Source organism: Nonomuraea sp. 3-1Str (genome assembly GCF_031570565.1).
GTDB lineage: Bacteria > Actinomycetota > Actinomycetes > Streptosporangiales > Streptosporangiaceae > Nonomuraea.
Map to the genome: position 1 here is coordinate 51,137 of NZ_JALHBK010000016.1, position 25,984 is coordinate 77,120.

The following is a 25,984-nucleotide window of genomic DNA, read 5'->3' on the forward strand; positions in this document are numbered from 1 at the left end:
GGTATGTCACTCGGGTGTTCGCGCCGCCGACGGCAGGCGCAGCACGAAGCGGGCGCCGCCCTGGCAGTCCTCGACCGTGAGCGCCCCGCCGTGCGCCACCGCCACGTCGCGGGCGATCGCCAGTCCCAGGCCGGTGCCGCCCGCGTCGCGGCTGCGCGCCGCGTCCAGGCGGGTGAACCGCTCGAAGATCCGCTCGCGGTCGTCCTCGGCGATCTCCGCGCCGTCGTTCTCCACCGCCAGGACGGCCAGCCCGTCCTGGGGCTCCACCGACACCCTGATGTAGCGGTCGGCGTGCCGCGCGGCGTTGTCCAGCAGGTTCGTCAGCACGCGGGAGAGCTGGAGCCGGACGCCGTTGACGATCACGCCGTCCTCGGCGGCCAGCCGTACCGGGATCTTGTCGTTGCGGACGGACAGCTCCTCGCGGACCAGCTCGCCGAGGTCCACCCGCTCCATCGCCGCGTCCACGCGCGAGCCGATCCGAGCCAGCAGCAGGAGGTCCGTGATGATCGCCTCCAGCCGGTCGGTGTCGCGCAGCGCGCTGGACACGAGCGCGTCGAGGTCGGTGTCGTCCGGATAGAGCTGGGCGCTTTCGAGCTGGGCGCGCAGCCCGGCGATGGGGGTGCGCAGCTCGTGGGAGGCGTCGGAGGCGAACTGGCGCTGCTGGTGGGCCGAGCGTTCCAGGCGCGCCAGCGTCCCGTTGATGGAGGCGGCCAGCCCGGCCAGCTCGTCGTCCCGGGTCGGCTGCGTCACCCGGCGGCTCAGGTCGCTGGCGTTGATCTCGTCGAGCTGGGCGCGCATGGCCGCCACGGGGCGCAGCGCGCGGCCCATGATCGTCCACGTGGCCCAGCCGGTGAGCGCGATGAGGATCAGGATCTCGATCGAGGTCACCGTCTCCAGGGTGTGCCCGGCCAGCACGCCCGGCGCCCGCCGCCCCGCGTACACGACGCTGGAGTTCGCAGCGGGCGACACGCGGACGGCGGTCAGGTGCAGGCACACCTTGGGGAGGCAGCGCGTGGTGCTGATGACGCGGTTGTCCGGGGTGGGCCACACGTCGGTGAGGCGCGGCATGGCGAGCGCCGCGTCGCTGACCGCCGTGATGGTGCCGTCCGGGGCGACGATCTGGATGAGCGGCACGGTCGGATCCAGCGCCGCGACCCTGCCGCCGCGCCACTGTGTGCCGTCGCGGGTCTCCGCTGCGATCCGCTCGGCCGTGTTACGGGTGTCCGTCGCCACGCTGGCCGCGACCCAGGTGCGGGTCACGGTGACCGCCCCGATGCCGACCGGGACCAGCAGGATCGCGGCGATCAGTGTCGCGACGAGCGTGACACGCCCGCGCAGGGAGCGCGCCCAGTTGCGGGACACGCCCCGAGGCTACTAACCGTGACAACCGCCGGAAGTCGTGCGAAGGGAAAGATTCCCCCAACGCTCACGTCCGGCGCTCACGTCCGGCGCTCACGTCCGGCGCTCACGTCCGGCGCTCACGACGGGCGCTCACGTCCGGCGCTCACGTCCGGTCAGCTGGTGAGCGCCAGCCAGATCGTGGTGTCCGGGGCCACCGCGCGGGGGTCCGGCTGGGGGCCGCTGGACAGCAGGACCTCGCCCGAAAGCCCCAGCTCCGCCAGCGTGACCGGCTCCTCGCCGGTGTTGAGCACGACGGCCAGCCCGGGCGAGCGCTCCAGCGCCAGCACGTCCTCACGCGCGTCCAGCACGGAGGACTCCAGCCAGCGCAGGACGCCGCCGCCCAGCGCCGGATGCCGCTTGCGCAGCCGCAGGGCCGCCCGGTAGAGGCTCAGGGTCGAGTCCGGGTCGTCCTGCTGGGCCTCGGCCGACAGCTCCCGCCACTCCTCGGGGATCGGCAGCCAGGGGTCGCGCCAGCCGCAGCCCGGCGCGGTGGTCCACGGCAGCGGCACGCGGCAGCCGTCCCGGCTCTCGCCGCTGCGCTTGAACGCGGGGTCCTGGCGCAGCTCGTCGGGCAGGTCGAGCACCTCGGGCAGCCCGAGCTCCTCGCCGTTGTAGAGGTAGGCGGAGCCGGGCAGCGCCAGCATGAGCAGCGTCGCGGCGCGGGCGCGGGCCAGGCCGCCGTGCCGGGTGACGTGGCGGGGCTTGTCGTGGTTGGACAGCACCCACGTGGTGGGCGCGCCGACCAGCTCGGCCTCCGCCAGCGACTTCTCGATGACCGTGCGGAACGACTTGGCGTGGTAGTCGGCCATCATGAAGTCGAAGTTGAACGCCTGGTGCAGCTCGTCGGGCCCGACGTAGCGGGCCAGCCGCTCCGGCGACGACACCCACGCCTCGGCCACCGCCATCCGGCCGCCCGGGTAGGAGTCGAGGATCGGCCGCCACTCGCGGTAGATGTCGTGGACGCCGTCCTGGTCGAAGTACGGCACCCGCTCGTCGCCGAGCAGCTCGACCTGGCGGCCCTCCTTCGGCCCGACGTCCGGGAGCCCGTCGTCCTTGATCATGCCGTGGGCCACGTCGACCCGGAAGCCGTCGACGCCGCGGTCCAGCCAGAAGCGCAGGATGTCGCGGAACTCGGCCCGCACCTCGGGGTGGTCCCAGTTGAGGTCCGGCTGCTCGGGCGCGAACAGGTGGAGGTACCACTGCCCGTCCTCGACCTGGGTCCAGGCGGGGCCGCCGAAGACCGACTCCCAGTCGTTGGGGGAGTCGCGGAAGATGTAGCGGTCGCGGCGCTCGCCGCGCAGCGCCTGCTGGAACCACGGATGCCGGTCGGAGGAGTGGTTGGGGACGAGGTCCACGATGACGCGGATGCCGAGCGCGTGGGCGTCGGCGACCAGCGCGTCGAAGTCGGCCAGCGTGCCGAACATGGGGTCCACGCCGCGATAGTCGGCCACGTCGTAGCCGGCGTCGGCCTGCGGCGAGGTGTAGAAGGGGCTCAGCCAGAGGGCGTCGACGCCCAGCTCGCTCAGGTAGCCCAGCCGCCGGCGCACGCCGGGCAGGTCGCCCATGCCGTCGCCGTCGTCGTCGGCGAAGCTGCGGGGATACACCTGGTAGACGACGGCGTCCCGCCACCAGTCGTCGCCGGCGGCCGGCGGCCCAGTGGGCGGTGCGTCGTTCGGCAGCGAATGCGGCGTGGTGCCCATGGTCGTCCTTCCCCCGGGTGGTTCGTTCCGATGCAGGATGGCCTGCGGCGTTACGAGAGGTCAAGCGCAACTTGCGGAAAGTTGCAGAAGCGTCCCTTCTGCCGGTCAGGACGCTGGCCCGGAGGTCAAGCCGGGGTCAGGATGGGTCTGGATCAGGTAACGCTTTTTGCAAGTTCTTCCAATTCTTGCAAAGTCTCGCTAACGTCCCGGAAACATAAGCCGCTCATCCGCGGCCCACATCGACTTCCAGCGGCGGCACCTCGCGCGTGCCGCCGCTCCCTCCGTGACCTCTGGAGGTCCCATGCGCAAGCGAGCTCTGGGTGCGGCGGCACACGTGGCGGCCCTGTCCGCCCTGGCGATGGCCGTGTCGGCCTGCGGCGGCGGCGAGCCGGCCGCCGCCCCCTCCTCGGCGCCCACCGGGTCGAGCGGCGCCACCGCGCCCGCCGCCCAGGGCGGCAAGCTCGTGATCTGGGCCGACCCCAACCGGGTCAAGGCGCTCAAGCCCTTCGCCGAGCAGTTCGGCACCGAGAACGGCGTGACCGTCGAGGTGAAGGAGATCAGCAAGGACAACCAGCAGGTCTTCCTCACCGCCTCCCAGCAGGGCAGCGGCCCCGACATCATGGTCGGCGCGCACGACTGGATCGGCAACCTCGTCCAGAACGGCGCCATCGACCCGGTCAACCTCACCGAGGAGCAGAAGGCCGCCTTCCCCGAGATCGCCATGAAGGCCGTCACCTTCAACGGCCAGGTGTACGCCGCGCCGTACGCGGTGGAGAACATCGCCCTGATCCGCAACACCGAGCTCGCGCCCGACGCGCCCGCCACCCTCGAGGACCTCGTCGCCAAGGGCAAGGAGCTCAAGGCCGCGGGCAAGGTCAAGGAGGTGCTCTGCCTGCCGGTCGCGCAGAAGGGCGACGCCTTCCACTCCTACCCGATCTTCGCCTCAGGCGGCGGCGCCCTGTTCGGCGCGACGGCCACCGGCGACCCCGACGCCAAGAAGGTGCTGGTCGGCTCGCCCGACTCGGTCAAGGCGTTCGGCAAGCTGAAGGAGCTCGGCGAGAAGGGCGACGGGGCGCTCAAGACCTCCATCACCAACGAGAACTACATCCCGAGCTTCGCCGCCAAGAAGTGCGCCTTCCTCGTCTCCGGCCCGTGGGCCATGGGCGATGTGAAGAAGGGCGGCTTCTCCTACGACATCACGCCCGTCCCGCCGTTCAAGGGCGGCAAGCCGGCCACCCCGTTCGTCGGCGTGCAGTCGTTCTTCGTCGCCGCGAAGGGCAAGAACAAGACGCTGGCGCAGGAGTTCGTCACCAACTACGTGACCAACAAGGACGTCGCCAAGGCGCTCTACGCGGCCGACCCGCGCCCGCCGGCGCTGACCGCGGCGCTGCAGGAGGTCCAGGCCACCGACGCCGACGCCGGCAAGTTCATGGACGCCGGCAAGGACGGCTTCCCGATGCCGGCCATCCCCGAGATGGCGGCCATCTGGGAGCCCTTCGGCATCGCCGAGGCCTCGGTCGTCAAGGGCGGCGACCCCGCCAAGGCCGCCGCGGCGGCGCAGAAGACCATCGACGGCTCGCTCAAGAACTGACGTCATGACGCAGGACACGCGCGTGGCCGCGGACACCCGCAGGGGTCCGCGGCCACGCCGGGAGATCACCACGACGTACGTGGTGAGCAGGATCGCGGTGCTGGCCGTGGCGGCCGCGATCCTGCTCTACGCCGTGCCGCCGCTGCTCGCCGCCGAGGCGTGGGCCTCGCTCACGCTGCTCTGCCTGGCGAGCGCGGGCATCGCCTACCTCTACCTGACCCGCCGCTTCGTCCCCGCGAAATACCTCGTCCCGGGCACCATCTGCCTGATCGCCTTCCAGGTGTTCCCCGTCCTGTACACGGTGAGCACCGCCTTCACCAACTTCGGCGACGGGCACCGCGGCGACATGCAGGCGGCGGTCACCGCCATCGAGACCGGCTCCGTGCGGCAGGCCCCCGGCTCGCCCGAGTACGCGCTGACCGCGGCGCTGCGCGACGGCGAGCTGGTGTTCCTCCTCGTGGACCCCAAGACCAAGCGGGTGCAGGCCGGCTCCGGCCAGGGACTGGCCCCCGTGACCGGAGCGCGGCTCGGCATCACCGGCAAGGTCCTCCAGGCTCCCGGCTTCACCGTGCTCAAGGCCCCCGAGGCCGCCGCCCGCGGGCAGGAGATCTCCGCGCTGGCCGTCCCCACCTCCGGCGGGGTGATCAAGGCCAACGGGCTGAGCCGCGCCGTGGAGGGCAGGTCCGCGCTCACCTACGACGCCGCCTGCGACTGCGTCAACGGCGAGGGCGGCCCCTGGAAGGCCGACGAGGCGCGCGGCTACTTCGTCAACGCCAAGGGCGAGCACCTGGCGCAGGGCTGGCAGGTGAACGTCGGGTTCGGCAACTTCACCCGGGTGGTGACCGACCCCACCATCTCCGGCTACTTCCTCGGCGTCTTCGGCTGGAACGTGGTGTTCGCGCTGGTCTCGGTCGTCAGCACGTTCGTGCTCGGCATGTGCGTGGCGCTCGCGCTGCACCATCCCCGCATGCGGGGCACGGGCGTCTACCGGATCATGCTGATCCTGCCGTACGCCATGCCGTCCTTCGCGATGCTGATGGTGTGGCGTGACATGTTCAACCGCGACTTCGGCCTGATCAACCAGCTCCTCGGGCTGAACGTCGACTGGCTCGGCCAGAGCGGCACGGCCCGCGCGGCCGTCATCCTGGTCAACCTGTGGCTCGGCTTCCCGTACATGTTCCTGGTGACCACCGGCGCGCTCCAGGCGATCCCGCGTGAGCTGACCGAGGCGGCCTCCATCGACGGGGCCTCGCCCTGGTACGGGTTCCGCAAGGTGACGCTGCCGCTGCTGCTGGTGGCGCTCACGCCGCTGCTCATCTCGTCGTTCGCGTTCAACTTCAACAACTTCAACGCGATCCAGCTCACCAGCGAGGGCGGGCCGTTCCCCGCCGAGAGCCCGCAGGTCGGCGCGACCGACCTGCTCATCACCTACACGTTCCGGCTGGCGTTCGGGGCGGGCGGCGCGCAGTTCGGGTTCGCGGCGGCCATCTCGGTGTTCATCTTCGCGCTCGTGGCGGTCATCTCGGCGGTGGCCTTCCGCCGGACCCGCAAGCAGGAGGAGGTCTACGCGTGAAGCTCGCGCTCAGGCACGGCTTCGTGCTGCTCGTGTGCGTGTTCGCCCTGGTGCCGATCATGTTCGTGGTGTCGGCGGCGATCAACCCGCTCGGCACGCTCGCCTCCACCGACCTGCTGCCGAACGGGGCGAGTCTCGGCAACTTCGCCGCCCTGTTCACCAACGACCGGTACCCGTTCGCCCGGTGGTTCCTCAACTCGGTGTTCATCGCGCTGGCCGCCTCGTTCGCCAGCCTGCTGCTGTCGATGATGGCCGCCTACGCCTTCAGCCGGATGCGCTTCAGCGGGCGCCGGGTCGGGCTGCTGTCGCTGCTGCTCATCCAGATGTTCCCGCAGTTCCTGGCCATCGTGACGATCTTCATGATCTTCACGCGGGTCACCGAGCTGTACCCGGCGTTCGGCTTCGACACGGTGTGGGGCCTCATGCTGCTCTACCTGGGCGGCGCGCTGGGCGCGAACACGTGGCTGATGAAGGGCTTCCTCGACACCGTGCCGAAGGAGCTCGACGAGGCGGCCACGGTCGACGGGGCCACGCACGCGCAGATCTTCTGGCGGGTCATCCTGCCGCTGGTCACCCCCATCCTCGCGGTGACGGGGCTGCTCGCGTTCATCGGGATCATGAGCGAGTTCATCATGGCCAGCGTGTTCCTGCGCGACCCGGCGAGCAAGACGCTCGCCGTCGGCATGTACGGCATGATCGCCGGCGACCAGCGCAACGCCAACTTCGGCATGTTCGCCGCCGGCACGCTGATCACCGCGATCCCGACCGTCGGCGTGTTCCTCTGGCTGCAGAAGTTCATCGTCTCGGGCCTCACCGCCGGAGCCGTGAAGGGGTAGGCGCATGCTGTGTCTCGCCGGGGAGCCGCACCACGACGGCTCCGCGCTCTACGTGTCGGACCTCACGCCGTCGCCGGGCTCCCCGGTGACGGTCTGGGTCCGTGCCCCCCGCTCCGCCGCCGTCACCGGCGTGCACGTCCGCACGGTGTACGACGGCGAGCCCCGCTACACCGAGGCGGCCGTCGACGAGCTGAGGACGTCCTCGGACGTCACCGGGTACGGGCGCCAGGACGTGTGGTGGCGCGCCGAGATCGCCGCCGTCAACCCGGTCACCCGCTACCGCTTCCTGCTGCACACCCCGGGCGGCCAGGCGTGGCTCACCGCCGGCGGGCTCGCCGCGCACGACGTGACCGACGCCGGCGACTTCCGGCTCGTCTCCCACGAGCCGCCGCCGCCCTGGATGGCCGACGCGATCGTCTACCAGATCTTCCCCGACCGCTTCGGCCGCTCCGGCGCGTCCCGGCCGCTGCCCGGGTGGGCGCTGCCACGCGACTGGGACCGCGACCCGGTCATCCCGGAGGGCCCCGGCACCTCCCAGCAGTTCTACGGCGGCGACCTCGACGGCGTCGTCCGGCACCTGGACCACGTCCGGGCCCTGGGCGCCGACACGGTCTACCTCACACCGATCTTCCCGGCCCGCTCCAACCACCGCTACGACGCCGCCGCCTTCGACCGGGTCGACCCGCTGCTCGGCGGCGACGAGGCGCTGGGCAGGCTCGCGGACGCGCTGCACGGGCACGGCATGCGGCTGCTCGGCGACATCACCACCAACCACTGCGGAGACGCGCACCCGTGGTTCACCGCCGCGGTGTCCGACGTGAACGCGCCCGAGCGCGAGATGTTCTACTTCGACCCCGACACCGGCGACTACGAGGCGTGGTTCGGGGTCAAGACGCTGCCCAAGCTCAACTGGGGCAGCGAGCTCGTCCGCTCCCGGGTGCCGGCCACGCTGAGGAGATGGCTGGGCCCGCTCGACGGATGGCGGGTGGACGTCGCCAACATGACCGGGCGCTTCGGGGCCGACGACCACACGCACGAGGTCGCGGCGCTGCTGCGCCGCGAGGCGGGGCCCGGGGCGGCGCTCATCGCCGAGCACTCCCACGACGCCTCCGCCGACCTCGACCGCGACGGCTGGCACGGCACCATGAACTACGGCGGCTTCACCCGCCCCGTCTGGACCTGGCTGCGCGACCCCGGCCTCGACCTCGCCCACTTCCTCGGCGTGCCCGGCGGCGTCCCCTCGCGCGCCGGCACGGCGGCCCTCGCCACGGTCCGGACGTTCGCCGCGCACATGTCGTGGCGCTCCCTCGTCCACTCCTGGCAGATCCTCGACTCGCACGACACGCCGCGGATCCGCACCGTCACCGGCTCCCGCGAGCGTCACCTGGTGGCCCTCGGCCTGCAGGCCACGCTGCCGGGCACGCCGATGGTGTTCGCGGGCAGCGAGTTCGGGCTGACCGGCGTCAACGGCGAGCACGCGCGCACCCCCATGCCGTGGAACCGGCCGGCCGACCAGGATCTCGCCACGCTCGCGGCGTACCGGGAGCTGCTCGGGCTGCGCCGCGCCGAGCCGGCGCTGCGGCGCGGCGGCCTTCGCTGGCTGCACGCCGACGCGGACCATCTGGTGTTCGCCCGCGAGACCGAGGCCGAGACCCTCCTGGTGAGCGCCCGCCGGGCGCCGGGCGAGCCGCTGCCCCTGCCGGGGCCGGCGACCCCCGTCTACAACACTTCGGACACGAACGCGATCCCGGGCGGCGGGCCGGCCCTGAGGATCTGGCGTCTGGCGCGGCGAGCAGATACGTTGGGCGCTCTCCCTGTGTGAGCGTTCAACTTCTAGGCGTGGTGAGCGTGAACCTGTCCTCGGTGACCGTCCTGGCGTCCCTGCTGCCCGGCCTGCCGGCCGCACCCGCCGTGCCGGTGCTCCCGCCCGCGGCCGCCGCCGTCGCGGCGGGGACGACGTACTACGTCGACTCCGGCAAGGGCGACGACTCCGCCGCCGGCACCAGCGCCACCGCCCCGTGGAAGTCCCTCGACAAGGTCAACGCGGCCGACCTGAAGCCCGGAGACGCGATCAGCGTCAAGCGGGGCAGCCGGTGGACCGGCACCCTCACCCTGTCCGCCGAGGGCACGGCCGCCCGGCCCATCGTCGTCCAGCCGTACGGCCAGGGCCCCCTCGCCACGATCAGCGGCCAGGAGGGCAACTGCGTGGTCGTCAGCGGCGACCACTGGCGCGTCAGCGGCCTGCGCGCCTCCCGGTGCCAGTGGGCCGGCTTCGAGGTCGGCGGCGACGGCAACCACCTGGTGGGGGTGCAGGCGGACCGCAACATCGCCGGCATCTGGATCACCCCGACCGGCTCCCGCAACGTCGTGCGCGACAGCACGCTCAAGGACAACGACAGGATGAGCGTCAACGACGACGCCCCCGACAACGACTCCGGGGCGTTCGGGATCCTCGTCAACGGCGACGACAACCTCGTCACCGGCAACACGATCACCGGCAGCAACGCGCCGAGCCACGACTACCGGATGGACGGCGCGGCCGTCGAGATCTTCGACGGCGACCGCAACCGCGTCACCTACAACCGCGCCCACGACAACGAGACGTTCACCGAGCTGGGCGCGACGAAGGGCAAGACCGCCACGGGCAACGTGTACGCCTTCAACGTCGTCACCTCCTCCCTGCCGCAGAGCTCCTTCCTCGTCACCCGCGGCCCCCGGCACGTGGTGGGGCCGGTGCTCGGCACGGTCGCGGTGCACAACTCGGTGTACCTGCCGGGCCCGCGCACCCTCGGCTGGTCCTGCCACGGCGGCTGCTCCCCGTCGATCCTGCGGCTGCGCAACAACGCGGTCCGGGTGGGCGGCCAGGCCGGCTTCGAGGACGGCAAGGGCGCCGACGAGGCGGGCAGCGTCTACGAGGGCCGCACGGCCCGCTTCCGGCGCGGCCCGGGGACCGTCATGGCCGACCCGCGCTTCGTCTCGCGCACCGACCTGCGGCTGCGCCCGGGCTCCCCGGCGCTCGGCCGCGGCCTGCCGCTGTCGGCCGCCTGGTTCGGCGGCACGGCCCTGACCACGGACATCACCGGCAAGCCCCTGTCCTCCCCACCGGCGGCAGGCGCCTACCAGCCCTGACCACCGGCCGCGGCGAGCGGGGAGCCTGAAGACCTCAGCGGTGGGGGAGGCCGCGGATGATCATGTCGATGGCCGTCTCGAAGGTCCGGGCCACCTCCTCCGGGTCGTCCCGGCCGATGTGCCCCTGCTGCTCCGTCAGGATGAGGCCCGTCACGAAGCCGTGGAGCACATCGGCCGTGCGCGTGCGCTCCTCCTCCGGCACCCCGGCCTCGGCCATGATCGGGAAGAGGACGTCCCACAACCCGCCCTCGTGCGTGGCGACCACCTCCGGGTGGGTGTGGATGTACGTCCACAGCGACGGGTACGTGGAGACCAGCCGCCGGTAGGCGTGGGCCAGCCGGCGCAGCCGCTCCTGCCAGGACTCCCCGGTCTGGACGGGCAGCTCCAGCCGCCCCGCCATGGTGCGGCAGATCTGGGCGATCAGCGCCGTCTTGTTCTCGACGTGGTGGTACAGCGACATGGGATTCACGTCGAGGGCGGCGGCGAGCTTGCGCATCGACAGCGCGTCCACGCCGCCCTCCTCCACCAGGCGCAGCGCCGTCGAGTAGATCTCCTCGGGACTCAGGGGGGCGCCCCTGCGCGCACTGACAGCCATACGGCGTATGCTAGCGATAGCCATACGGTGTATGGCTGCTTTGTGAGGCGACGACACAGGGAGAGTTTGATGAAGGAGATCCCCTCACCGTCCGGTCTGCCGTTCCTGGGCAACACGCTGCAGATCCCCGCGCACTCGCCGATGGCGCACTTCACCGAGCTGGCGGGCAGGTACGACGAGGGTCTCTTCCAGCTCGACATCGTCGGCCGGAGGGTGCTCTTCGTCTACGACCCCGACATGGCGGCCGAGCTGTGCGACGAGACCCGGTTCCGCAAGCGGATCGAGCCGCCCCTGTCGATCGTCCGCGACTTCTCCGGCGACGGCCTGTTCACCGCCGAGCTGGACGAGCCCGTGTGGGGGCAGGCCCACCGCATCCTCATGCCGGCCTTCAGCCAGCGCTCCATGAAGGCGTACTACCCGCAGATGCTGGAGATCGCCGAGCGGCTGGTCGGCTCGTGGGCCTCCCGCCAGGGCGAGGACCTGCCGGTGTCGGACGACATGACCCGGCTCACCCTCGACGTCATCTCCCTGACCGGCTTCGGCTACCGCTTCGAGTCGTTCCGCTCGCCCGAGCTGCACCCGTTCCTGAAGGCCATGGGCGGCGCGCTGACCGAGGCCATGATCCGCAACCGGCAGCTCCCCGTGGTCACCAAGCTCAAGCGCCGGAGCGAGGAGTCCTACCGCCAGGACATCGCCACCATGCGCGAGCTGGTCGAGGACGTCATCCGGCAGCGCAGGGCCCGACCGGCCGGCGGGGCCAAGGACCTGCTCGGGCTGATGCTGGAGGCGGCCGACCCGCTCACCGGCGAGCGCCTGTCCGACGCGAACATCCGCGACCAGGTGCTCACCTTCCTCATCGCCGGGCACGAGACGACGAGCGGCCTGCTGTCCTTCGCCCTGTACAACCTGCTGCGCCACCCCCACACCCTGGCCCAGGCGTACGACGAGGTGGACCGGCTGCTGCCCGGCGACGAGCCGCCCACGTACGAGACGATCATGAAGCTGGACGTGATCCCGCGCGTCCTCGACGAGACGCTGCGCACCTGGTCGCCGATCCCCGCCTTCGCCGTCACCGCGCTGGAGGACACCACCCTCGGCGGCTACCCCGTGCCCGCCGGCACCCCGGCCGCCCTCGTCCTGCCGGCCCTGCACCGCCACCCGAAGGCGTGGGAGCGGCCCGAGGAGTTCGACATCGACCGCTGGCTGCCCGAGCGCAGGAAGGACCACCACCCGGCCGCCTACAAGCCGTTCGGCAACGGCGAGCGCGCCTGCATCGGCCGCCAGTTCGCCCTCACCGAGGCACGGCTGACGCTGGCCATGCTGCTGCGCCGGTTCGCGCTCTCCGACCCCGCGGCGTACAAGATGAAGATCAAGCAGACGCTCACCCTCAAGCCGGAGGGGTTCACGCTCCAGGTGCGCGAGCGGCGCCCGCACGAGCGCTTCAGCGGCGCGGCTCCCGTGGCGCAGGCGGAGGAGCGGGACGAGGGGCAGGAGATCGCCGTGACCGGCGTGCCGCTCACCGTCGCCTACGGCTCCAACCTCGGCACCTGCTCCGACATCGCCGAGCGCCTGGCCGAGCGGGCCGGCCGGTCCGGCTTCGCCACCACGCTCACCGCCCTCGACGACCTCGAACCGCCCCGCGAGGGCCTGCTCGTCGTCGTCGCCTCCTCCTACAACGGCAAGGCCCCGGACAACGCCCAGCGCTTCGACGCCCGCACGACGCTGCCCGACCTGTCGGGGGTGCGGCTCGCGGTGCTCGGCTGCGGCAACACCCAGTGGCCCACGTACCAGGACTTCCCGCGCCGCGCCTACGACAAGCTCACCGCCGCCGGCGCCGTGCCGCTGGTCGAGCGGGGCGAGGCCGACGCCGACGGTGACTTCGACGGCGACGTGTCCGCCTGGACCGCGACGCTGTGGGCGGCCCTGGCCGAGGAGTACAGCGCGTCGGCCGCGGACGCCGGCCCCCGCTACGAGCTGGACGTGCTGACGGAGGCCGAGGTGCGGCCCGCCGTGGTGTCCGAGCGGGCCTTCCCGCTCACGGTCGTGTCCAACGAGGAGCTGACCCGCGACCCGGCCGGGCTCTGGGACTTCTCGGTGGAGGCGCCCCGGCCCGGCGTCCGCTCCCTCGTCGCGCAGTTGCCCGAGGGCGTCACCTACTCCGCCGGCGACCACCTGGCCGTCTTCGCCAAGAACGACCCCGAGCTGGTCGAATGGGCGCTGCGCTGCCTGCGCGTGCCGCGTGAGCAGGTCGTACGGCTGCGCGCCAGGGGCGGCACGCACCTGCCGGTGGACCGGCCGGTCACGGCGGGGCTGCTGCTGACCGAGTTCGCCGAGCTCCAGGAGGTCGCCACCCGCGCCGACCTGGAGGCGCTGGCGGCGCACACCTCCTGCCCATGGACGCGCGGGCAGCTCACCGCGCTGACCGCCGACTACGCCGACGAGATCCTCGCCAAGCGGCTGTCGCCGCTGGCGCTGCTGGAGCGGTTCCCGGCGATCGAGCTGCCGCTGGCGGCGTTCCTGGAGATGGCGGGGCCGATCAAGCCGCGGTACTACTCGGTGTCGTCCTCGCCGCTGGCCGAGCCGGGCCGGGTGCGGATCACCGTCGGGCTCGTCGAGGGGCCCGCCTGGTCCGGCAGCGGCCGCTATCAGGGCATGTGCTCGGCCTACCTGGCCGGGCTCGCCCCCGGTGAGACGTTCTACGGCTACGTCCGGGTGCCCGCGCCGCCGTTCCGGCTGCCGGACGACCCGGAGACGCCGGTGATCCTGGTCGGGCCGGGCACCGGGTTCGCGCCGCTGCGCGGCTTCCTGGAGGAGCGGGCGTTGAGCGGGGCGAGCGGGGCGGTCGAGGTGTTCACCGGGTGCCGCCACCCCGAGCACGACTGGCTGTACCGGGAGGAGCTGGCGGGCTGGGCCGCCGCGCCGCACGTCCGGGTGCACGAGGCGTTCTCGGCCGTGCCGGGGCATCCGCACAAATTCGTCCAGGACGCCGTGGCCGCCGAGGCCGACCGCGTGTGGGAGCTGCTGGAGGCCGGGGCGCACGTGTACGTCTGCGGCGACGGGCTGCGCATGGCGCCCGCCGTCCGGCGGGTCCTGGCCGGCATCCACCGGGAGCGGACGGGCGGTGACGGCGAGGCGTGGCTGGCGTCCCTGGAGGAGCAGGGCCGCTACCAGCAGGACGTCTTCGCCTGACGGCCTCGCCGGCTTGCCGGGCGGAGCCATCTCCGCCCGGCCGGTCGGCGGAAAGGTGCAGGCGGCTGGGGGCAAAGGCTGCCTGACCAACCTGCTCCGGACCAGGTGATTGGGATATAACCGCAGCATGCGTGACATATCCCTAAAACATCCGCGAAACCTTGGCGCGGCACTGTGGGAGCCCTGGAAAGGAGGGCACCGATGCTGCTGCGACTGAGGGTGTCGCTGCCGGACCGGCCGGGGGCGCTCGGCCAGGTGGCGCGGGCGCTCGGCGCCCTGGGCGCCGACATCCTGCAGGTGACCGTGCTCGAACGCGAGTCCGGGCGGGCCGTAGACGACTTCACCGTGTCCTGGCCGGGGGCCGCCACGACGGACGAGGTCCGCGACCGGCTGTCCGCTGTGCCGGGGATCCGGATCGAGGGCGTCTGGACGACCAGGGAGGTGCCGGGCTCCGCGCCCGACTACGACCTGCTCATGCACGTCGCGGCAGAGCCGGGGCGCGCCTTCGCGACGCTGGTGGACGCGCTGCCGGGGCTGTGCGGGGCCGAGTGGTCGCTGGCGATGTCCGGCGGCGAGGTGCGGCACGCCAGTTTGTCCGCCCCCGCCGCGTTCGACCTGGACGAGCCGCCCCTGCGCGCCGCCACGCGCGTCTCCGAGAAGCTGCGGCTCATGCTGCTGCCGGTCTCCGCCCACGACATGCACGTGGTGGTCGCCCGCTCCGAAGGCCCCGGCTTCCACCGCGCCGAGGTGGAGCGCGCCGCCCGCATCGTGGACGTGGTGTCCGCCCTGTCCCTGCGCTGAGGACGTCCCTGCGCCGAAGAAGCCCGTCCCCGGGGCGGCGTACCGTACGGTCCGGGGCGTTGACCCGGAAAACGGCGGATCATTAGCGTGAGCGGCGCAGCCGTGCGCGGATCGGCCGTCCGGCCGGGCCGCGCGGCTCTCACGGAGGAGCGGCAGATGGACTTCGAGCTGACCGACGAGCAGCGGGCCTTCCGGGAGACGCTCCGGGCGTTCGTCGACAAGGAGATCGTGCCGGTCGCGACCGAGTGGGAGCACTCCGGCCGCTATCCCACCGAGATCGTGGACACGATGCGCCGGATGGGGCTGTTCGGCCTGTCCGTGCCCGAGGAGTACGGCGGGCTGGGGGCCGACATGGTGTCGTTCGCGCTCGTCTTCGAGGAGATCGCGCGCGGCTGGATGGGCGTCGCCGGCATCCTCGGCTCGCACACGATCGCCTGCTGGATGATCGCCCGCCACGGCACCGACGAGCAGAAACGCCTCCACCTGCCCGACCTGGCCACCGGCGCCCGCCGCACCGGCATCGCGCTCACCGAGCCCGCCGCGGGCACCGACCTGCAGGGCATCCGGACGCGGGCCGTACGCGACGGCGACCACTACGTCGTCACCGGCACCAAGACGTGGATCACCAACGCCCGCCACGCCGACCCGCTGCCCGTGCTGGTCAAGACGTCCGTCACCGAGCCGGCGCACAAGGGCATGTCCGTGCTGCTCGTCGATCCGTCGGCCGACGGTTTCACGATCAGCCGCGACCTGCCCAAGCTGGGCTACAAGGGCACCGAGACGTGCGAGGTCGTGCTCGACGGCGTGCGCGTGCCGGCGTCGGCGCTGCTCGGCGGCGTCGAGGGGCGCGGCATGCAGCAGGTGCTCGGCGGGCTGGAGACGGGCCGGGTCAACATCGCCGCCCGCGCGGTCGGGGTCGCCCAGGCCGCCTACGACGCCGCGCTGTCCTACGCCCGCGAGCGCACCGCGTTCGGGCAGCCGATCGCCGACTTCCAGGCCATCCAGCTCAAGCTCGCCGACCTGGCCACCGAGATCCAGGCGGCCCGCCTGCTCACCTACTGGGCCGCCTCCCGGGCGGACGACGGCGGGCGCGTCGACATGGAGGCGGGCATGGCCAAGTACTTCGCCTCCGAGGTGGCGCTGAAGGCGTCGCTGGAGGCCATGCGGATCCACGGCGGCTACGGCTACTCCCAGGAGTTCGTGGTGGAGCGGCTCTACCGGGACGCGCCGCTCATGGCCATCGGTGAGGGCACGAACGACGTGCAGCGGCTGGTCATCGCCCGCGCCCTCGTCTCCGGCAAGGGCCGGATCGGCTGGTAGGGGGCGAGGGGATGTTCGCGCGGGCGGGCGGCGGGCATACTCGGCCGGACGCGACGTCATGCGGGTGAGGAGGGCCATGTCCGGACCACGGCACCCCGGCGAACCGCACGCCCATCCGGACGGGTCCGGTCACCCTGCCGGCGGGGAGCAGGCGCACGGGCACGGGCACGGGCACGGGCACGGGCACACCTCCGGCCATGCGGAAGCCCACGGGGACGGGCCCATATCCGGCTCCGATCACGGACATGGCCACGGGCACGGCCACGGGCATGGGTCCGCTGCCCGGCGGGGGAGGGCGCGGGGCGTGCTGTCGCGCCTGTGGCACGCCGCCGCCCCGCACAGCCACGACAGCGCCGACAAGACCGACGCCGCCCTGGAGGGCAGCAGCCGGGGGCTGCGGGTGCTGGCCGCCTCGTTCGCCGTGCTCATGGCCACCGCCGCCGTCCAGGCCGTCATCGTCGTCATGTCCGGCTCGGTCGCCCTGCTCGGCGACACCCTGCACAACGTGGCCGACGCGCTCACCGCCGTGCCGCTGGCCATCGCGTTCTCGCTCGGCCGCCGCGCCGCCAACCGCCGCTTCACCTACGGGTACGGCCGGGCCGAGGACCTCGCCGGCATCGCCATCGTCGTCGTCATCGCCCTCTCGGCCGCGGTGGCCGGGTACGAGGCGATCCGGCGGCTGGCCGGCCCGCAGGACCTGCGCGCGGTCGGATGGGTGGCCGCCGCGGGCGTGGTGGGCTTCCTCGGCAACGAGTGGGTCGCCCGCTACCGGATCAGGGTGGGCCGGGAGATCGGCTCCGCCGCGCTGGTGGCCGACGGCCTGCACGCCAGGACCGACGGGTTCACGTCGCTGGCGGTGCTGCTCGGCGCGGGCGGGTCGGCGCTGGGGTTCCCGATCGCCGACCCGCTCGTCGGCCTGCTCATCACCGCCGCCATTTGCTTCGTGCTGCGCGACGCCGCCCGGGAGATCTACCACCGGCTCATGGACGCCGTCGACCCCGCCCTCGTGGACCAGGCCGAGGCCGTGCTGAGGACCGTCGAGGGGGTGCGCGCGGTCGGCTCCGTCCGGCTGCGCTGGATCGGCCACGCCCTGCACGCCGAGGTGGACATCCTCGTGGACCACGACCTGACGCTGGTGCGGGCGCACGCGCTGGCCGTGGAGGCGGAGCACCGGCTCATCCACGATGTGCCGCGGCTGCGGGCCGCCACGGTCCACACCGACCCCCACGGGCCCGCGGACGTCGACCACCACGCCCCTCTCCATACGCATCGCATCACCTGATGCGGTGCGGGTAGGTTGGGGCGGGTGTCCTCCGCCGCCTCAGACCAGCCTGCCCCGTCCCTCGCGGCCCGCGAGGACGTCCGGGACCCCGCGGACGGGAACGCCGCGCACGGGGAGCACAGGCTCGCCTGGCTGGACGCGCTGCGCGGCGTGGGCGCGATGGCCGTGGTCGCCGAGCACATGCTCCCCTGGTTCCTGCCGTCGCTGCGCCCGTACTGGTTCAGCCTCGGCGTGTACGGCATCCTCGTGTTCTTCCTGGTCAGCGGCTACATCATCCCGGCCTCGCTGGAGCGGCACGGCGACCTGCGCCGCTTCTGGGTCAGCCGGGCCTTCCGGCTCTACCCGCTGTACCTGGCCGTCGCGGCCCTGGTGGTCGGGCTGGCCTGGTGGGTGCCGGTGCGCGCGGAGGTGCCGCGCGACGGGTCGGCGGTGGCGGCGCACGCGACCATGCTGCTGGACGTCGTCGGCGTGGGCGGCGTCGCCGACACCATGTGGACGCTCTCGTACGAGATGGTGTTCTACCTGCTCGTGACCGCGCTGTTCGTGATGCGGACGCACGAGCGCAGCGGGCTGCTGGCCGTGCTGTTCGCCGGGTTCTCGGTCGCGGTCGGGTTGGCGCTCGCGGGCCCGGTGGCGACGGGCAGCTGGGTCCCGTACGCCTCGGGCGCCGTCTTCGCCGCCGGGCTCGCGTGCGTCGTCTCGGGCCGGTTCCGTACGGCCGGCGCCTGTGTCCTCGGCCTGATGGCGGTGGCGCTGCCGGTGCTGAGCGGGCGGGTGCCGTGGCTGGGCGTCGCGGTGCTCGGCGTGATGTTCGCGGGCACCGCGATCTACCGCTGGGAGCGCGGCACCGGCCCCCTCTGGCCGGTGGCCGTCACGGGCGCGCTGGTGGCCCTCGCGCCGGTGGGGGCGATCGGGTCGGGATGGTGGTGGGTCCAGCCGGACGTGTGGATCACCACGATCGTGCTGGCCGCGGCCACGTTCGCGGGGGCGATGGCGCTGCGCGGGCGCCGCCTGCCGCGGGTGCTGACCTGGATGGGTCTGATCAGCTACTCGCTCTACCTGGTGCACCATCCGCTGCTGAAGTACTTCGTCCAGGTCACCGGGGATCTGCGGCGCGCGCCGTTGCCGGTGCAGCTCGTCATGGCGGCCGCAGCGCTGGCCCTGGTGATGCTGGTCAGCGCCCTGGCGTACCGGTTCGTGGAGCGGCCGATGCAGCGGCTCGGCCGTCGCGCGGCGCGCCCCGCCACCAACTGACACCCCCGCGAGCCCCGGTTCCTGCCGGGCGGCTCCGAGGCACGGCGCGCACCCGGGGCGCACACCACGTAGCGTGGTTGACGTGTGTCCGACCGTAGGCGAGGGGGCGGTGTGTCACCATCACCGGATCCATGGGTCACGATCTCGCCCCGGCCCGGTTTCACGATCCCGCCCCCGCCCCGGCCTTCGGCATGCCCCTGGGGAGAGGACTGGGCCTGGGCGGCGCATGAGTGCCGAGCGGCTTCTCCCGTGCCGCGACCGGCCACAGGTCCGGCGATACTGCATCGGTCAGCCGAACTGGCCGGTCCCTTCGGCTTCCCGACGGTGCGGTGGCTGCTCGCCGTCAATGCCGCGTTGTTGATCGCGCTGGTCATCGCCGGGCTGGTGGATGAGACGTCCGCTCGGCGTTCCGTCACCTGGCGCCGCCTCTTCAGTCTCACGCAGGGCTGGCTGGTTCCCCTGGCCGCCGCCTGCTGGGCCTGGCTCGCCACGGCCGTCGCGGCTCTCCACCTGGTGCGGGATCCGCATGCCGAAGCGGCCGGCTGGCTGCTGCTGGGAATCATGGTGCTGAGCCTGCTGCCGATGATCCTCGATCTGGACTTCGCGCAGGCCGTACGGCTGTGCCTGGTGGCGATGGTGCTCGCGGCCTACGGCGTCGGCATGATCGCTGTGGACCAACGCGGATCCCCCGAGGAGCTACCTCGCGGCCGGGAGGACCACCGGGTCGGACACATCGAAGGACCGGCCCATCCGATGCCTGCACATGCTCGATGAGGGCACGCCGACCCCGCTGATCCGCCGGGCGGCCTCGTCGGGCGCCTCTTCCGGACGGTGGAGGCGCGCCGGCAGGCCGGGCGGTTGTCGGCGCCCGCCCGTAGCATGAGCGTCTCAACCGAGACCACGTGTCCTCCCGTCACCACCACCGGCTGACCGCCGGAGATACGCGAGCGCCCTTGTGGCGAGGTGTCGACGGGCGAGAGAGAGGCGGCGGGGCCATGCCCGGGGTGCTGGTGCTGATGGGGTCGGGCGAGACGAGCCCGACCATGGTGGAGGTCCACCGGTCCGTGGCGCGGCGCCTCCCGGCGGGGGCACGGGCCGTGCTGCTCGACACGCCGTACGCGTTCCAGGAGAACCGCGCCGACATCAGCGCCCGCGCCCGCCGATACTTCGCCCGCAGCGTCGGCCTCGAGGTGCGGGTCGCCGACGGCGTCGCGGGCGCCGACTGGGTGTTCTCCGGGCCGGGCAGCCCCACGTACGCGCTGGACCGCTGGAGCGAGGGGCCCGTGGGCGGCGACCTGCGGGCCCGCATCCGGGCCCGGCAGGGAGCGACGGTTCTCGCCTCGGCGGCGGCCTGCACGGCCGGGGTGGCGACGGTCCCGGTGTACGAGATCTACAAGGTCGGGGCGGAGCCCCATTGGCGGCCGGGGCTCGACCTGCTGGAGCCGCTCGGGCTGCGGGTGGTCGTGATCCCGCACTTCGACAACGCCGAGGGCGGCACCCACGACACCCGCTACTGCTACCTGGGGGAGCGACGGCTGTCGCGCCTGGAGCGGGAGCTGCCGCCGGGCACCGCCGTCCTCGGTCTCGACGAGCACACCGCGGTGCTCGTGGACCTCGACGCCGGGGAGGTGGAGGTGGCGGGCCGCGGCGGCCTGACCGTCCGCAGGCCGGGCTCGCGGGCCGTGCTGCCGGCCGGCACCCGCGTGACCCTGGCCGAGCTGCGCCGCCTCACCGAGGGCGGAGGCGACCGCCGGGGCGACGGCAAGGGCCGGGGCGAGGGTGGCGGCGAGGGCGGCGGCGAGGGCGAGAACGGGGGCGGAGCCGGGGGTGCGGGCCGGACGGGCGCCGCGCCGCTCCCGCTCGCCGTCCCTAAGGTCGTCCAGGTGACGCTGGAGGAGGCGATCCGCGCGTGCGAGGGTCGCTTCCGGGACGCGGTGGCCGCGTCCGACCTGACGGCCGCGGCGCGGGCCGTGCTCGACCTGGAGGCCGACCTGGTCAAGTGGTCGGCCGACACCGAGGAGGACGAGGGAGGCGTCGGCCAGGCCCGCGACCTCATGCGGCTGCTCATCGCCCGGCTGGGGGAGTCGGCGTCGGAGGCCGGCGTGCGCCGGCTGGTGGAGCCGCTGCTGGCACTGCGCGACGAGCTGCGCCGGACCGGCCGCTACGCCGACGCCGACACGCTCAGGGAGGCGATGGGCCGGGGCGGCGTCCTGGTCGAGGACACCCCTGACGGTCCCCGCTGGACCACCCGCCCCGGCTCACCCGGCTCACCGCCCTGACCGCACGGCTGGCGTCGCCGCCCTGACCGGACGGCCCGCCTCACCGACCTCACCGTCCCGGCTCACTGTCGTTGACCCGATCGTCCCGGCTCACCGTCGTGGACGGGACCGTCCCAGTTCGCAGGAGCTCGCGGGTGGGGTCACCACTCGTCGCCGCCGCCTTCGTCGTCGCTCTCGAAGACCTCCTCGACGGCCTCGCTCACGAGGTAGCCGCCGACGAGGCCGGCCGCGCCCGCCGCCGCCACCGCGCCGAGACCCGCCCCGCCGCCGTGGTGCCCCCCATGGTGATCGCCGTGGTGGTGATCGCCGTAGTGACCACCGTGGTGCTCGCCGTGATGCCCGCCGCCGTGCCCGTAGCCGTGGCCGGCGTGCTGCGCCAGGCCGCCGAGCCAGCGGTCGATCTCGCTCGCCCAGTCCATGCCCAGCGCCTCGTCGTGCCCCACCCGGAAGCGCCCGACGGCGTCGCCCGAGCCGCCGAACCGGCCGCTGCGCTTGTCCGCCTCCAGGATCACCTCCAGCCCGTGGGCGTCGGCGACGAACGTCAGCTCCACCTCGCCGACCTGCCCGGCGTGCCGGGGCGGCGGGTAGAACTCGATCTCCTGGTAGAACGGCAGCTCCTGCCGCACCCCGTACAGCTGCCCGACCTCCACGTCCGCGGACCGGAACTGGAAGCCCAGCTCCAGGAGCGCCCGCAGCACCCGCAGCTGCGACGGCAGCGGCTCCACCGAGACCGGGTCGAGGTCGCCCTTGTCGACGGCCTTGGCGATGGCCAGCTCGGTGCGCACGCCCACGGCCATGCCGGTCAGGGGCTGCCCGTCGACCTCGTTGAGCGGCGTCTCCCACGGCAGCGTGATCTGGAACGGGATCGTCCGCCGCTCCTTCTCCGCCAGCCGGAACGGGCCGGACACCTGGACGCGGTGGAACTCCGCCAGCCCGCTCGCCTCACCCTCGCCGCCCTCGATCTCGACCCCGGCGACCAGGCCGAGCGTGACGTGCTCGATGTCGGCGTCGAAGTCGCCGCCGGCGAGCCGTACCTCGCCGCTCAGCGTCCCGCCCGGCCGGGCGAGCGGCGTCGCGAGGACGGTGTCCACCGAGGGCGCGCCCACGCCGAGAGCGCCGAGCATGCGTTTGAAGACCACGGGTTGCACTCCTGTCGATCAGACCGATGACTGATGTCCACCAGCAAACGATCACCGCCGGGCTGTGGTTCCGGAACGCGCGGCGCGAGATTATCAGGCCGCGCTCGTGTTCGCCGGGTGATTGCGCGACGACGATCCGTATCAGCCGGGGCGGGTCAGCCGGCGCGGGTCAGCCCCAGGAGCGCGGAGGCCGAGGAGGCCGCGGAGGCCGCGGAGGCCGCGGAGGCCGAGGGCAGGTAACGGGCCGCCGCCAGCAGCTCCTCCACCGCGTCCGCCCGCAGCGCCCGCCCGGCGTTCGAACGGAACTTGACCTCCAGCTCCTCCCGCGTCAGCGGCCGTTCCGGCCCGCCGCGTGAGGAGTCCACCCGGTGCTCCACCGTGGAGCCGTTCCGCAGCCGGACCCTCAGCACCGCCGCGAACGCGCGCGGGAACAGCTCCGAGGCCCGCTCGTCCGCCACGCACCGCACGCGCGCCGCGAGCGCGAGCGCGGCCGGGTCGAGGGCGGCGAAGTCGTCCAGGTCCAGCCCGAGCCCGCCGCCTCCGAGCAGCGCCGCGGCCACCGTGTACGGGCCGGAGAACTTCGCGTGGTACGCCGAGCGCGGCCGGGCCTTCTCCTCCGGCGGCTCGGCGATGGTGCGCAGCACCGGGGCCGCCACCCCCAGCTCGGCCGCCGCCACGTCCTCCGGTGACAGCCCGGCCGCCCGCAGCGCCAGCGCGCAGTCCACGGCCGGATGGGTGAAATGGTTGGCCGGGTACGGCTTGTACACGGTGCGCGGCAGCTCCCACCGCTCGCCGAGGCCCGACAGCAGCGCCTCCGCGTCGTACCGGCCGTCCAGCCACGCCTGGAAGAACCCGAACCGTCCCTCCAGCACGGTCGGCGGCCCTGTCACGCCTTCGAGCGCGAGCACCGCGGCCGACACGCCGGCGTGCGCCGCCCACCCGCAGTGGGCCCGCTTGACCGTGCCGCCCGTCCGGTTCGCCTCGATGAGCCCGGAGCCCATGCTGGCCGCCACCCCGGCCGCGTGCGCGACGCCCTCCGCCGGCAGCCCGAACAGCAGCCCGGCCGCCACGGCCGCCCCCAGCGTCCCGCAGATCGACGTGGCGTGCTGGCCCCGCTCGAAGAACAGCGAGGTGCGCGTCTCGGGCAGGTAGGAGGCCATGCCGAGGCGGGCGCACACCTCGATCCCCGCGGCCACGGCGCTCACCAGGGCGGAGCCGCTCGCCCCGGTCGCCTCGGCGGCGGCCAGCGCGGCCGGCACCACCGAGGCGCTGGGGTGCAGCACCGACGGCAGGTGCGTGTCGTCGTAGTCCAGCGAGTGCGCCAGCGTGCCGTTGACCAGCGCCGCCGACGGGGCGGGCAGGCGGTGGCCGTCGCCGATCACGGTCGCCTCCGCGGTGCCGCCCCACCGGAGCACCGCCCGCAGCACGGCCGGTCCGGCGTCGCCGGCCGGGTCGGCGTACGCGGCGAGGCAGTTGCCCAGCACGTCGAGCACCCGGCCCGTCACGTCGTCGCGCACCGTGTCCGGCACGCCCCGGTCCCGGCAGTCGGCCGCGAAGGCCGCCAGCCGCTCCACGTGGGTGGGCATCGTGTCCTCCATCGCGCTAGCCGAGGACGGCGAGCGGGCGGACCGGCGCGCCGGTGGCCCCCGCGATCGGCAACGGGTTCAGCACCAGCAGGAACTCGCGCGCCCCCGAGTCCAGCAGCTCGCCCAGCCGCATGGTCTCCACGATGTTGACGCCCGACTCCACCAGCATGATCCGGTGGACCGGCAGCGTGGCGTGCCCGCGGCCCGGCGGCACGTGCTCGAAGGCGATGGTCTCGCCGCCGACCACCCTCGGCCGGCGCGCGGCCAGCCAGCGCGCCGCCTCCACCCCTGGCCCGGGCGCGCCGTCCCGCGCGCCGGTGAAGTCCGTCCCCGACGGGCCGGCGCCGGGCCCGGAAGGCCCTGACGGGCCGGTGCCGGGTCCGGACGGCCAGAGCCGTGACCAGCCGGTGCCGATCAGGAGGGCGTCGCCCGCGCGGAGCTCCAGCCCCGCGGCGGCCCGTTCCAGGTCGCCGGCCGTGACCTCGTACCCGGCCGGCAGCGTCGGCACCCCGTGGACCGCGGCCACGTCCAGCAGCACGCACCGGCCCACGTACGGCTCGAACGCGTCGATGCCCAGCTCGCCGAACCCCTCGTGCGTCATGACCTCGGCGACGGGCCGCCCGCCGTGCAGCAGGCCGTCCTGGGAGACGTGCGCGAGCGCGTCCACGTGGGTGCCGACGTGGCCTCCCGTCACGATGATCTCGTTGGCGGCCGAGCCGCCTCCGGGCCGCACGATGTCGCCGTGCCTGCGCTCCAGCGTCATCCGGAACGGCGGATGGTTGGGGGACTGCGGCATGCCCTTGCGCATCGGCTGTGCCAGGTCCAGCACGCGTGCCCCGTCGAGGGCCTTCCAGAGCGACATCTCAGGCACTCCCCGGATCGGCGGGATGAAGGGGGAAGGGGTGACGGTCAGCGGCGGGGCGGGTCGATGCGGGCGCCGTCCAACGTGAAGATCATCAGGCGGGTGGGGTCCACGGCGACCTTGGCGGCGTCGCCGGCCCGCCACGCCGGGCGGCCGCCGACGCGGACGATGAGGTCGGCCCGCCGATGGACGCCGCTGCCGGGGTGCTGGCCGGTCTGCTCGTGCTCCTGCCGCTCCTCCTCCTGCCCGAACATCCGCTTGACGAACGTGCCGAGCCGCCCCGGGGCGTTCGGGCGGCCCTTGGCGCGGGCACGCGGGTCCGGCGGCTCCGGCACGGGCACCGCGGGCATGCCGCACTCGATGTAGGCGAGCCACTCGTGGCCGTGGTACTCCAGCGCCCGGACCCGCCCGAAGAACGACGGCCCGTCGTACGACTCGGGCACCGGCGCCAGCCCGTCGGGGCGCATGCCGACCAGCACCTGGCCGCCGGTGTGCTGGGAGATGGCGTAGGCCCTGGGATCGCTCCACGGGATGATCAGCCGGTGCGGCCCGAAGTCGAGCATGACGTACTCGTTCTGCGGGGTGCGGACCGTCGCGGAGAGCAGGTTGAGCTGCTGGGAGTTGAGGAACGCGGCCACGAACGCCGTCGCCGGGTCGTTGTAGATCTGCGAGGGGGTGCCGACGTCCTGCAGGACCCCGCGGTTCATGATGGCGATGCGGTCGGCCAGCGTCAGCGCCTCGATCTGGTCGTGCGTGACGTAGATGGTGGTGACGCCGAGCGACCTGACCAGCGCCGAGATCTCCATGCGCAGCTCGGTGCGCATGCCGGCGTCGAGGTTCGACAGGGGCTCGTCCATGAGGAACAGCTTGGGCTGGCGGACGATGGCCCGGCCCATCGCGACCCGCTGGCGCTGGCCGCCGGACAGGGTGCCGGGGCGGCGGTCGAGGGTCTCGTCGATGTGCAGCGCCTTGGACAGCTCGGTGACGCGCTGGCGGACGAGCGCCGGGTCGGACTTGGCGATCTCCAGCGGGAACGAGATGTTGCCGCGGACCGTGCGGTGGGGGTAGAGGGCGCCGTTCTGGAACACCATGGCGACGTCCCGCTCGCGGGGGGCGAGATGGTTGGCGAGCTGGCCGTCGAGCCACAGGTCGCCCTGGGTGATCTCCTCAAGACCCGCGATCATGCGTAACAGCGTGGACTTGCCGCAGCCGGAGGGGCCGAGAAGGACGAGGAACTCGCCGTTTTCGGCCTGCAGGCTCAATCGGTCGACCGCCAGGTGGTCACCCGGGTACACCTTGGTCACGTTGTCGAGTACGACCGAGCTCATGGGCCCACACCTTGCGCACGTGTCACCTGTGACGGGGCTGATGGAAGAGGTAGTACATCGCGCCTCAACCCCGATGTCCACCCTTCATCTGAAACATCTCTCACAAACGTGATTTCAGG

General features: G+C 73.1%; 19 protein-coding genes. 12 read left to right on the forward strand and 7 right to left on the reverse strand.

The annotated features are described in order from the left end of the window. Positions 1 to 6: 6 nt before the first annotated feature. Together MTP10_RS24635 and MTP10_RS24640 are read right to left on the reverse strand one after the other, a co-directional pair. On the reverse strand, positions 7 to 1,362 hold the full coding sequence (locus MTP10_RS24635) for a HAMP domain-containing sensor histidine kinase (protein ID WP_310711994.1): 1,356 nt from the start codon (positions 1,360 to 1,362) through the stop codon (positions 7 to 9). Between the two features lie 152 nt (positions 1,363 to 1,514). Further along, the gene (locus tag MTP10_RS24640) at positions 1,515 to 3,101 is read right to left on the reverse strand and encodes a glycoside hydrolase family 13 protein (RefSeq protein WP_310711995.1); all 1,587 of its coding nucleotides are present in this window, start codon (positions 3,099 to 3,101) and stop codon (positions 1,515 to 1,517) included. Positions 3,102 to 3,402: 301 nt separating this feature from the next. Here MTP10_RS24640 and MTP10_RS24645 point away from each other — a divergent pair, with 301 nt between their 5' ends. Genes MTP10_RS24645 through MTP10_RS24665 form a run of 5 tightly spaced genes read left to right on the forward strand, consistent with a single transcriptional unit; the run spans position 3,403 to position 10,230 of the window. Beyond that, complete coding sequence (locus MTP10_RS24645; protein ID WP_310711996.1) at positions 3,403 to 4,692, forward strand: extracellular solute-binding protein; 1,290 nt, start codon at positions 3,403 to 3,405, stop codon at positions 4,690 to 4,692. A gap of 4 nt (positions 4,693 to 4,696) precedes the next feature. Continuing rightward, complete coding sequence (locus MTP10_RS24650) at positions 4,697 to 6,265, forward strand: ABC transporter permease subunit (RefSeq protein ID WP_310711997.1); 1,569 nt, start codon at positions 4,697 to 4,699, stop codon at positions 6,263 to 6,265. Beyond that, positions 6,262 to 7,101 (forward strand): sugar ABC transporter permease, encoded by an 840-nt coding sequence (locus tag MTP10_RS24655; protein ID WP_310711998.1) that lies wholly within the window; start codon positions 6,262 to 6,264, stop codon positions 7,099 to 7,101. Before MTP10_RS24650 ends, MTP10_RS24655 begins: the two co-directional genes overlap by 4 nt. 4 nt (positions 7,102 to 7,105) lie before the next feature. After that, positions 7,106 to 8,923: a glycoside hydrolase family 13 protein gene (locus MTP10_RS24660; protein WP_310711999.1), complete on the forward strand. Its 1,818-nt coding sequence runs from the start codon at positions 7,106 to 7,108 to the stop codon at positions 8,921 to 8,923. Between the two features lie 17 nt (positions 8,924 to 8,940). Beyond that, positions 8,941 to 10,230, forward strand: coding sequence for a right-handed parallel beta-helix repeat-containing protein (locus MTP10_RS24665; RefSeq protein ID WP_310712000.1), 1,290 nt, complete (start codon positions 8,941 to 8,943; stop codon positions 10,228 to 10,230). 34 nt (positions 10,231 to 10,264) lie between these two features. Here the strand turns inward: MTP10_RS24665 and MTP10_RS24670 are convergent, their stop codons facing one another. Next, entirely contained in the window at positions 10,265 to 10,825 is a 561-nt protein-coding gene (locus MTP10_RS24670; RefSeq protein WP_310712002.1) for a TetR/AcrR family transcriptional regulator C-terminal domain-containing protein, read from the reverse strand. 69 nt (positions 10,826 to 10,894) lie between these two features. On the opposite strand from MTP10_RS24670, the gene MTP10_RS24675 reads away from it, so the two are divergent. The 7 genes from MTP10_RS24675 to MTP10_RS24705 all read left to right on the forward strand — a co-directional run bounded on the left by MTP10_RS24675 (position 10,895) and on the right by MTP10_RS24705 (position 20,950). Next, positions 10,895 to 14,014 (forward strand): cytochrome P450, encoded by a 3,120-nt coding sequence (locus MTP10_RS24675; RefSeq protein WP_310712003.1) that lies wholly within the window; start codon positions 10,895 to 10,897, stop codon positions 14,012 to 14,014. A gap of 201 nt (positions 14,015 to 14,215) precedes the next feature. Continuing rightward, the gene (locus MTP10_RS24680; protein WP_310712004.1) at positions 14,216 to 14,815 is read left to right on the forward strand and encodes an ACT domain-containing protein; all 600 of its coding nucleotides are present in this window, start codon (positions 14,216 to 14,218) and stop codon (positions 14,813 to 14,815) included. A gap of 156 nt (positions 14,816 to 14,971) precedes the next feature. Beyond that, entirely contained in the window at positions 14,972 to 16,135 is a 1,164-nt protein-coding gene (locus MTP10_RS24685; protein ID WP_310712130.1) for an acyl-CoA dehydrogenase family protein, read from the forward strand. A gap of 304 nt (positions 16,136 to 16,439) precedes the next feature. Beyond that, positions 16,440 to 17,417 (forward strand): cation diffusion facilitator family transporter, encoded by a 978-nt coding sequence (locus tag MTP10_RS24690; protein WP_310712005.1) that lies wholly within the window; start codon positions 16,440 to 16,442, stop codon positions 17,415 to 17,417. A 24-nt stretch (positions 17,418 to 17,441) separates the two neighbouring features. Next, the gene (locus MTP10_RS24695; RefSeq protein WP_310712006.1) at positions 17,442 to 18,671 is read left to right on the forward strand and encodes an acyltransferase; all 1,230 of its coding nucleotides are present in this window, start codon (positions 17,442 to 17,444) and stop codon (positions 18,669 to 18,671) included. A gap of 324 nt (positions 18,672 to 18,995) precedes the next feature. Beyond that, the gene (locus tag MTP10_RS24700; RefSeq protein WP_310712007.1) at positions 18,996 to 19,445 is read left to right on the forward strand and encodes a hypothetical protein; all 450 of its coding nucleotides are present in this window, start codon (positions 18,996 to 18,998) and stop codon (positions 19,443 to 19,445) included. 221 nt (positions 19,446 to 19,666) lie between these two features. Beyond that, a complete protein-coding gene (locus MTP10_RS24705; protein ID WP_310712008.1) occupies positions 19,667 to 20,950 on the forward strand; it encodes a hypothetical protein in 1,284 nt (427 codons plus the stop codon). 140 nt (positions 20,951 to 21,090) lie between these two features. Here the strand turns inward: MTP10_RS24705 and MTP10_RS24710 are convergent, their stop codons facing one another. The 4 genes from MTP10_RS24710 to MTP10_RS24725 all read right to left on the reverse strand — a co-directional run bounded on the left by MTP10_RS24710 (position 21,091) and on the right by MTP10_RS24725 (position 25,865). Continuing rightward, positions 21,091 to 22,089, reverse strand: a complete 999-nt coding sequence (locus tag MTP10_RS24710) for a sporulation protein (RefSeq protein ID WP_310712009.1) — start codon at positions 22,087 to 22,089, stop codon at positions 21,091 to 21,093. A 155-nt stretch (positions 22,090 to 22,244) separates the two neighbouring features. Further along, a complete protein-coding gene (locus tag MTP10_RS24715) occupies positions 22,245 to 23,675 on the reverse strand; it encodes an MmgE/PrpD family protein (RefSeq protein WP_310712010.1) in 1,431 nt (476 codons plus the stop codon). Positions 23,676 to 23,691: 16 nt separating this feature from the next. Then, positions 23,692 to 24,537 carry a cyclase family protein gene (locus MTP10_RS24720; RefSeq protein WP_310712011.1) on the reverse strand — a complete coding sequence of 282 codons (846 nt, stop codon included), beginning with the start codon at positions 24,535 to 24,537 and terminating at the stop codon, positions 23,692 to 23,694. Positions 24,538 to 24,584: 47 nt separating this feature from the next. Next, complete coding sequence (locus MTP10_RS24725; protein ID WP_310712012.1) at positions 24,585 to 25,865, reverse strand: ATP-binding cassette domain-containing protein; 1,281 nt, start codon at positions 25,863 to 25,865, stop codon at positions 24,585 to 24,587. Between the last annotated feature and the right edge of the window lie 119 nt (positions 25,866 to 25,984).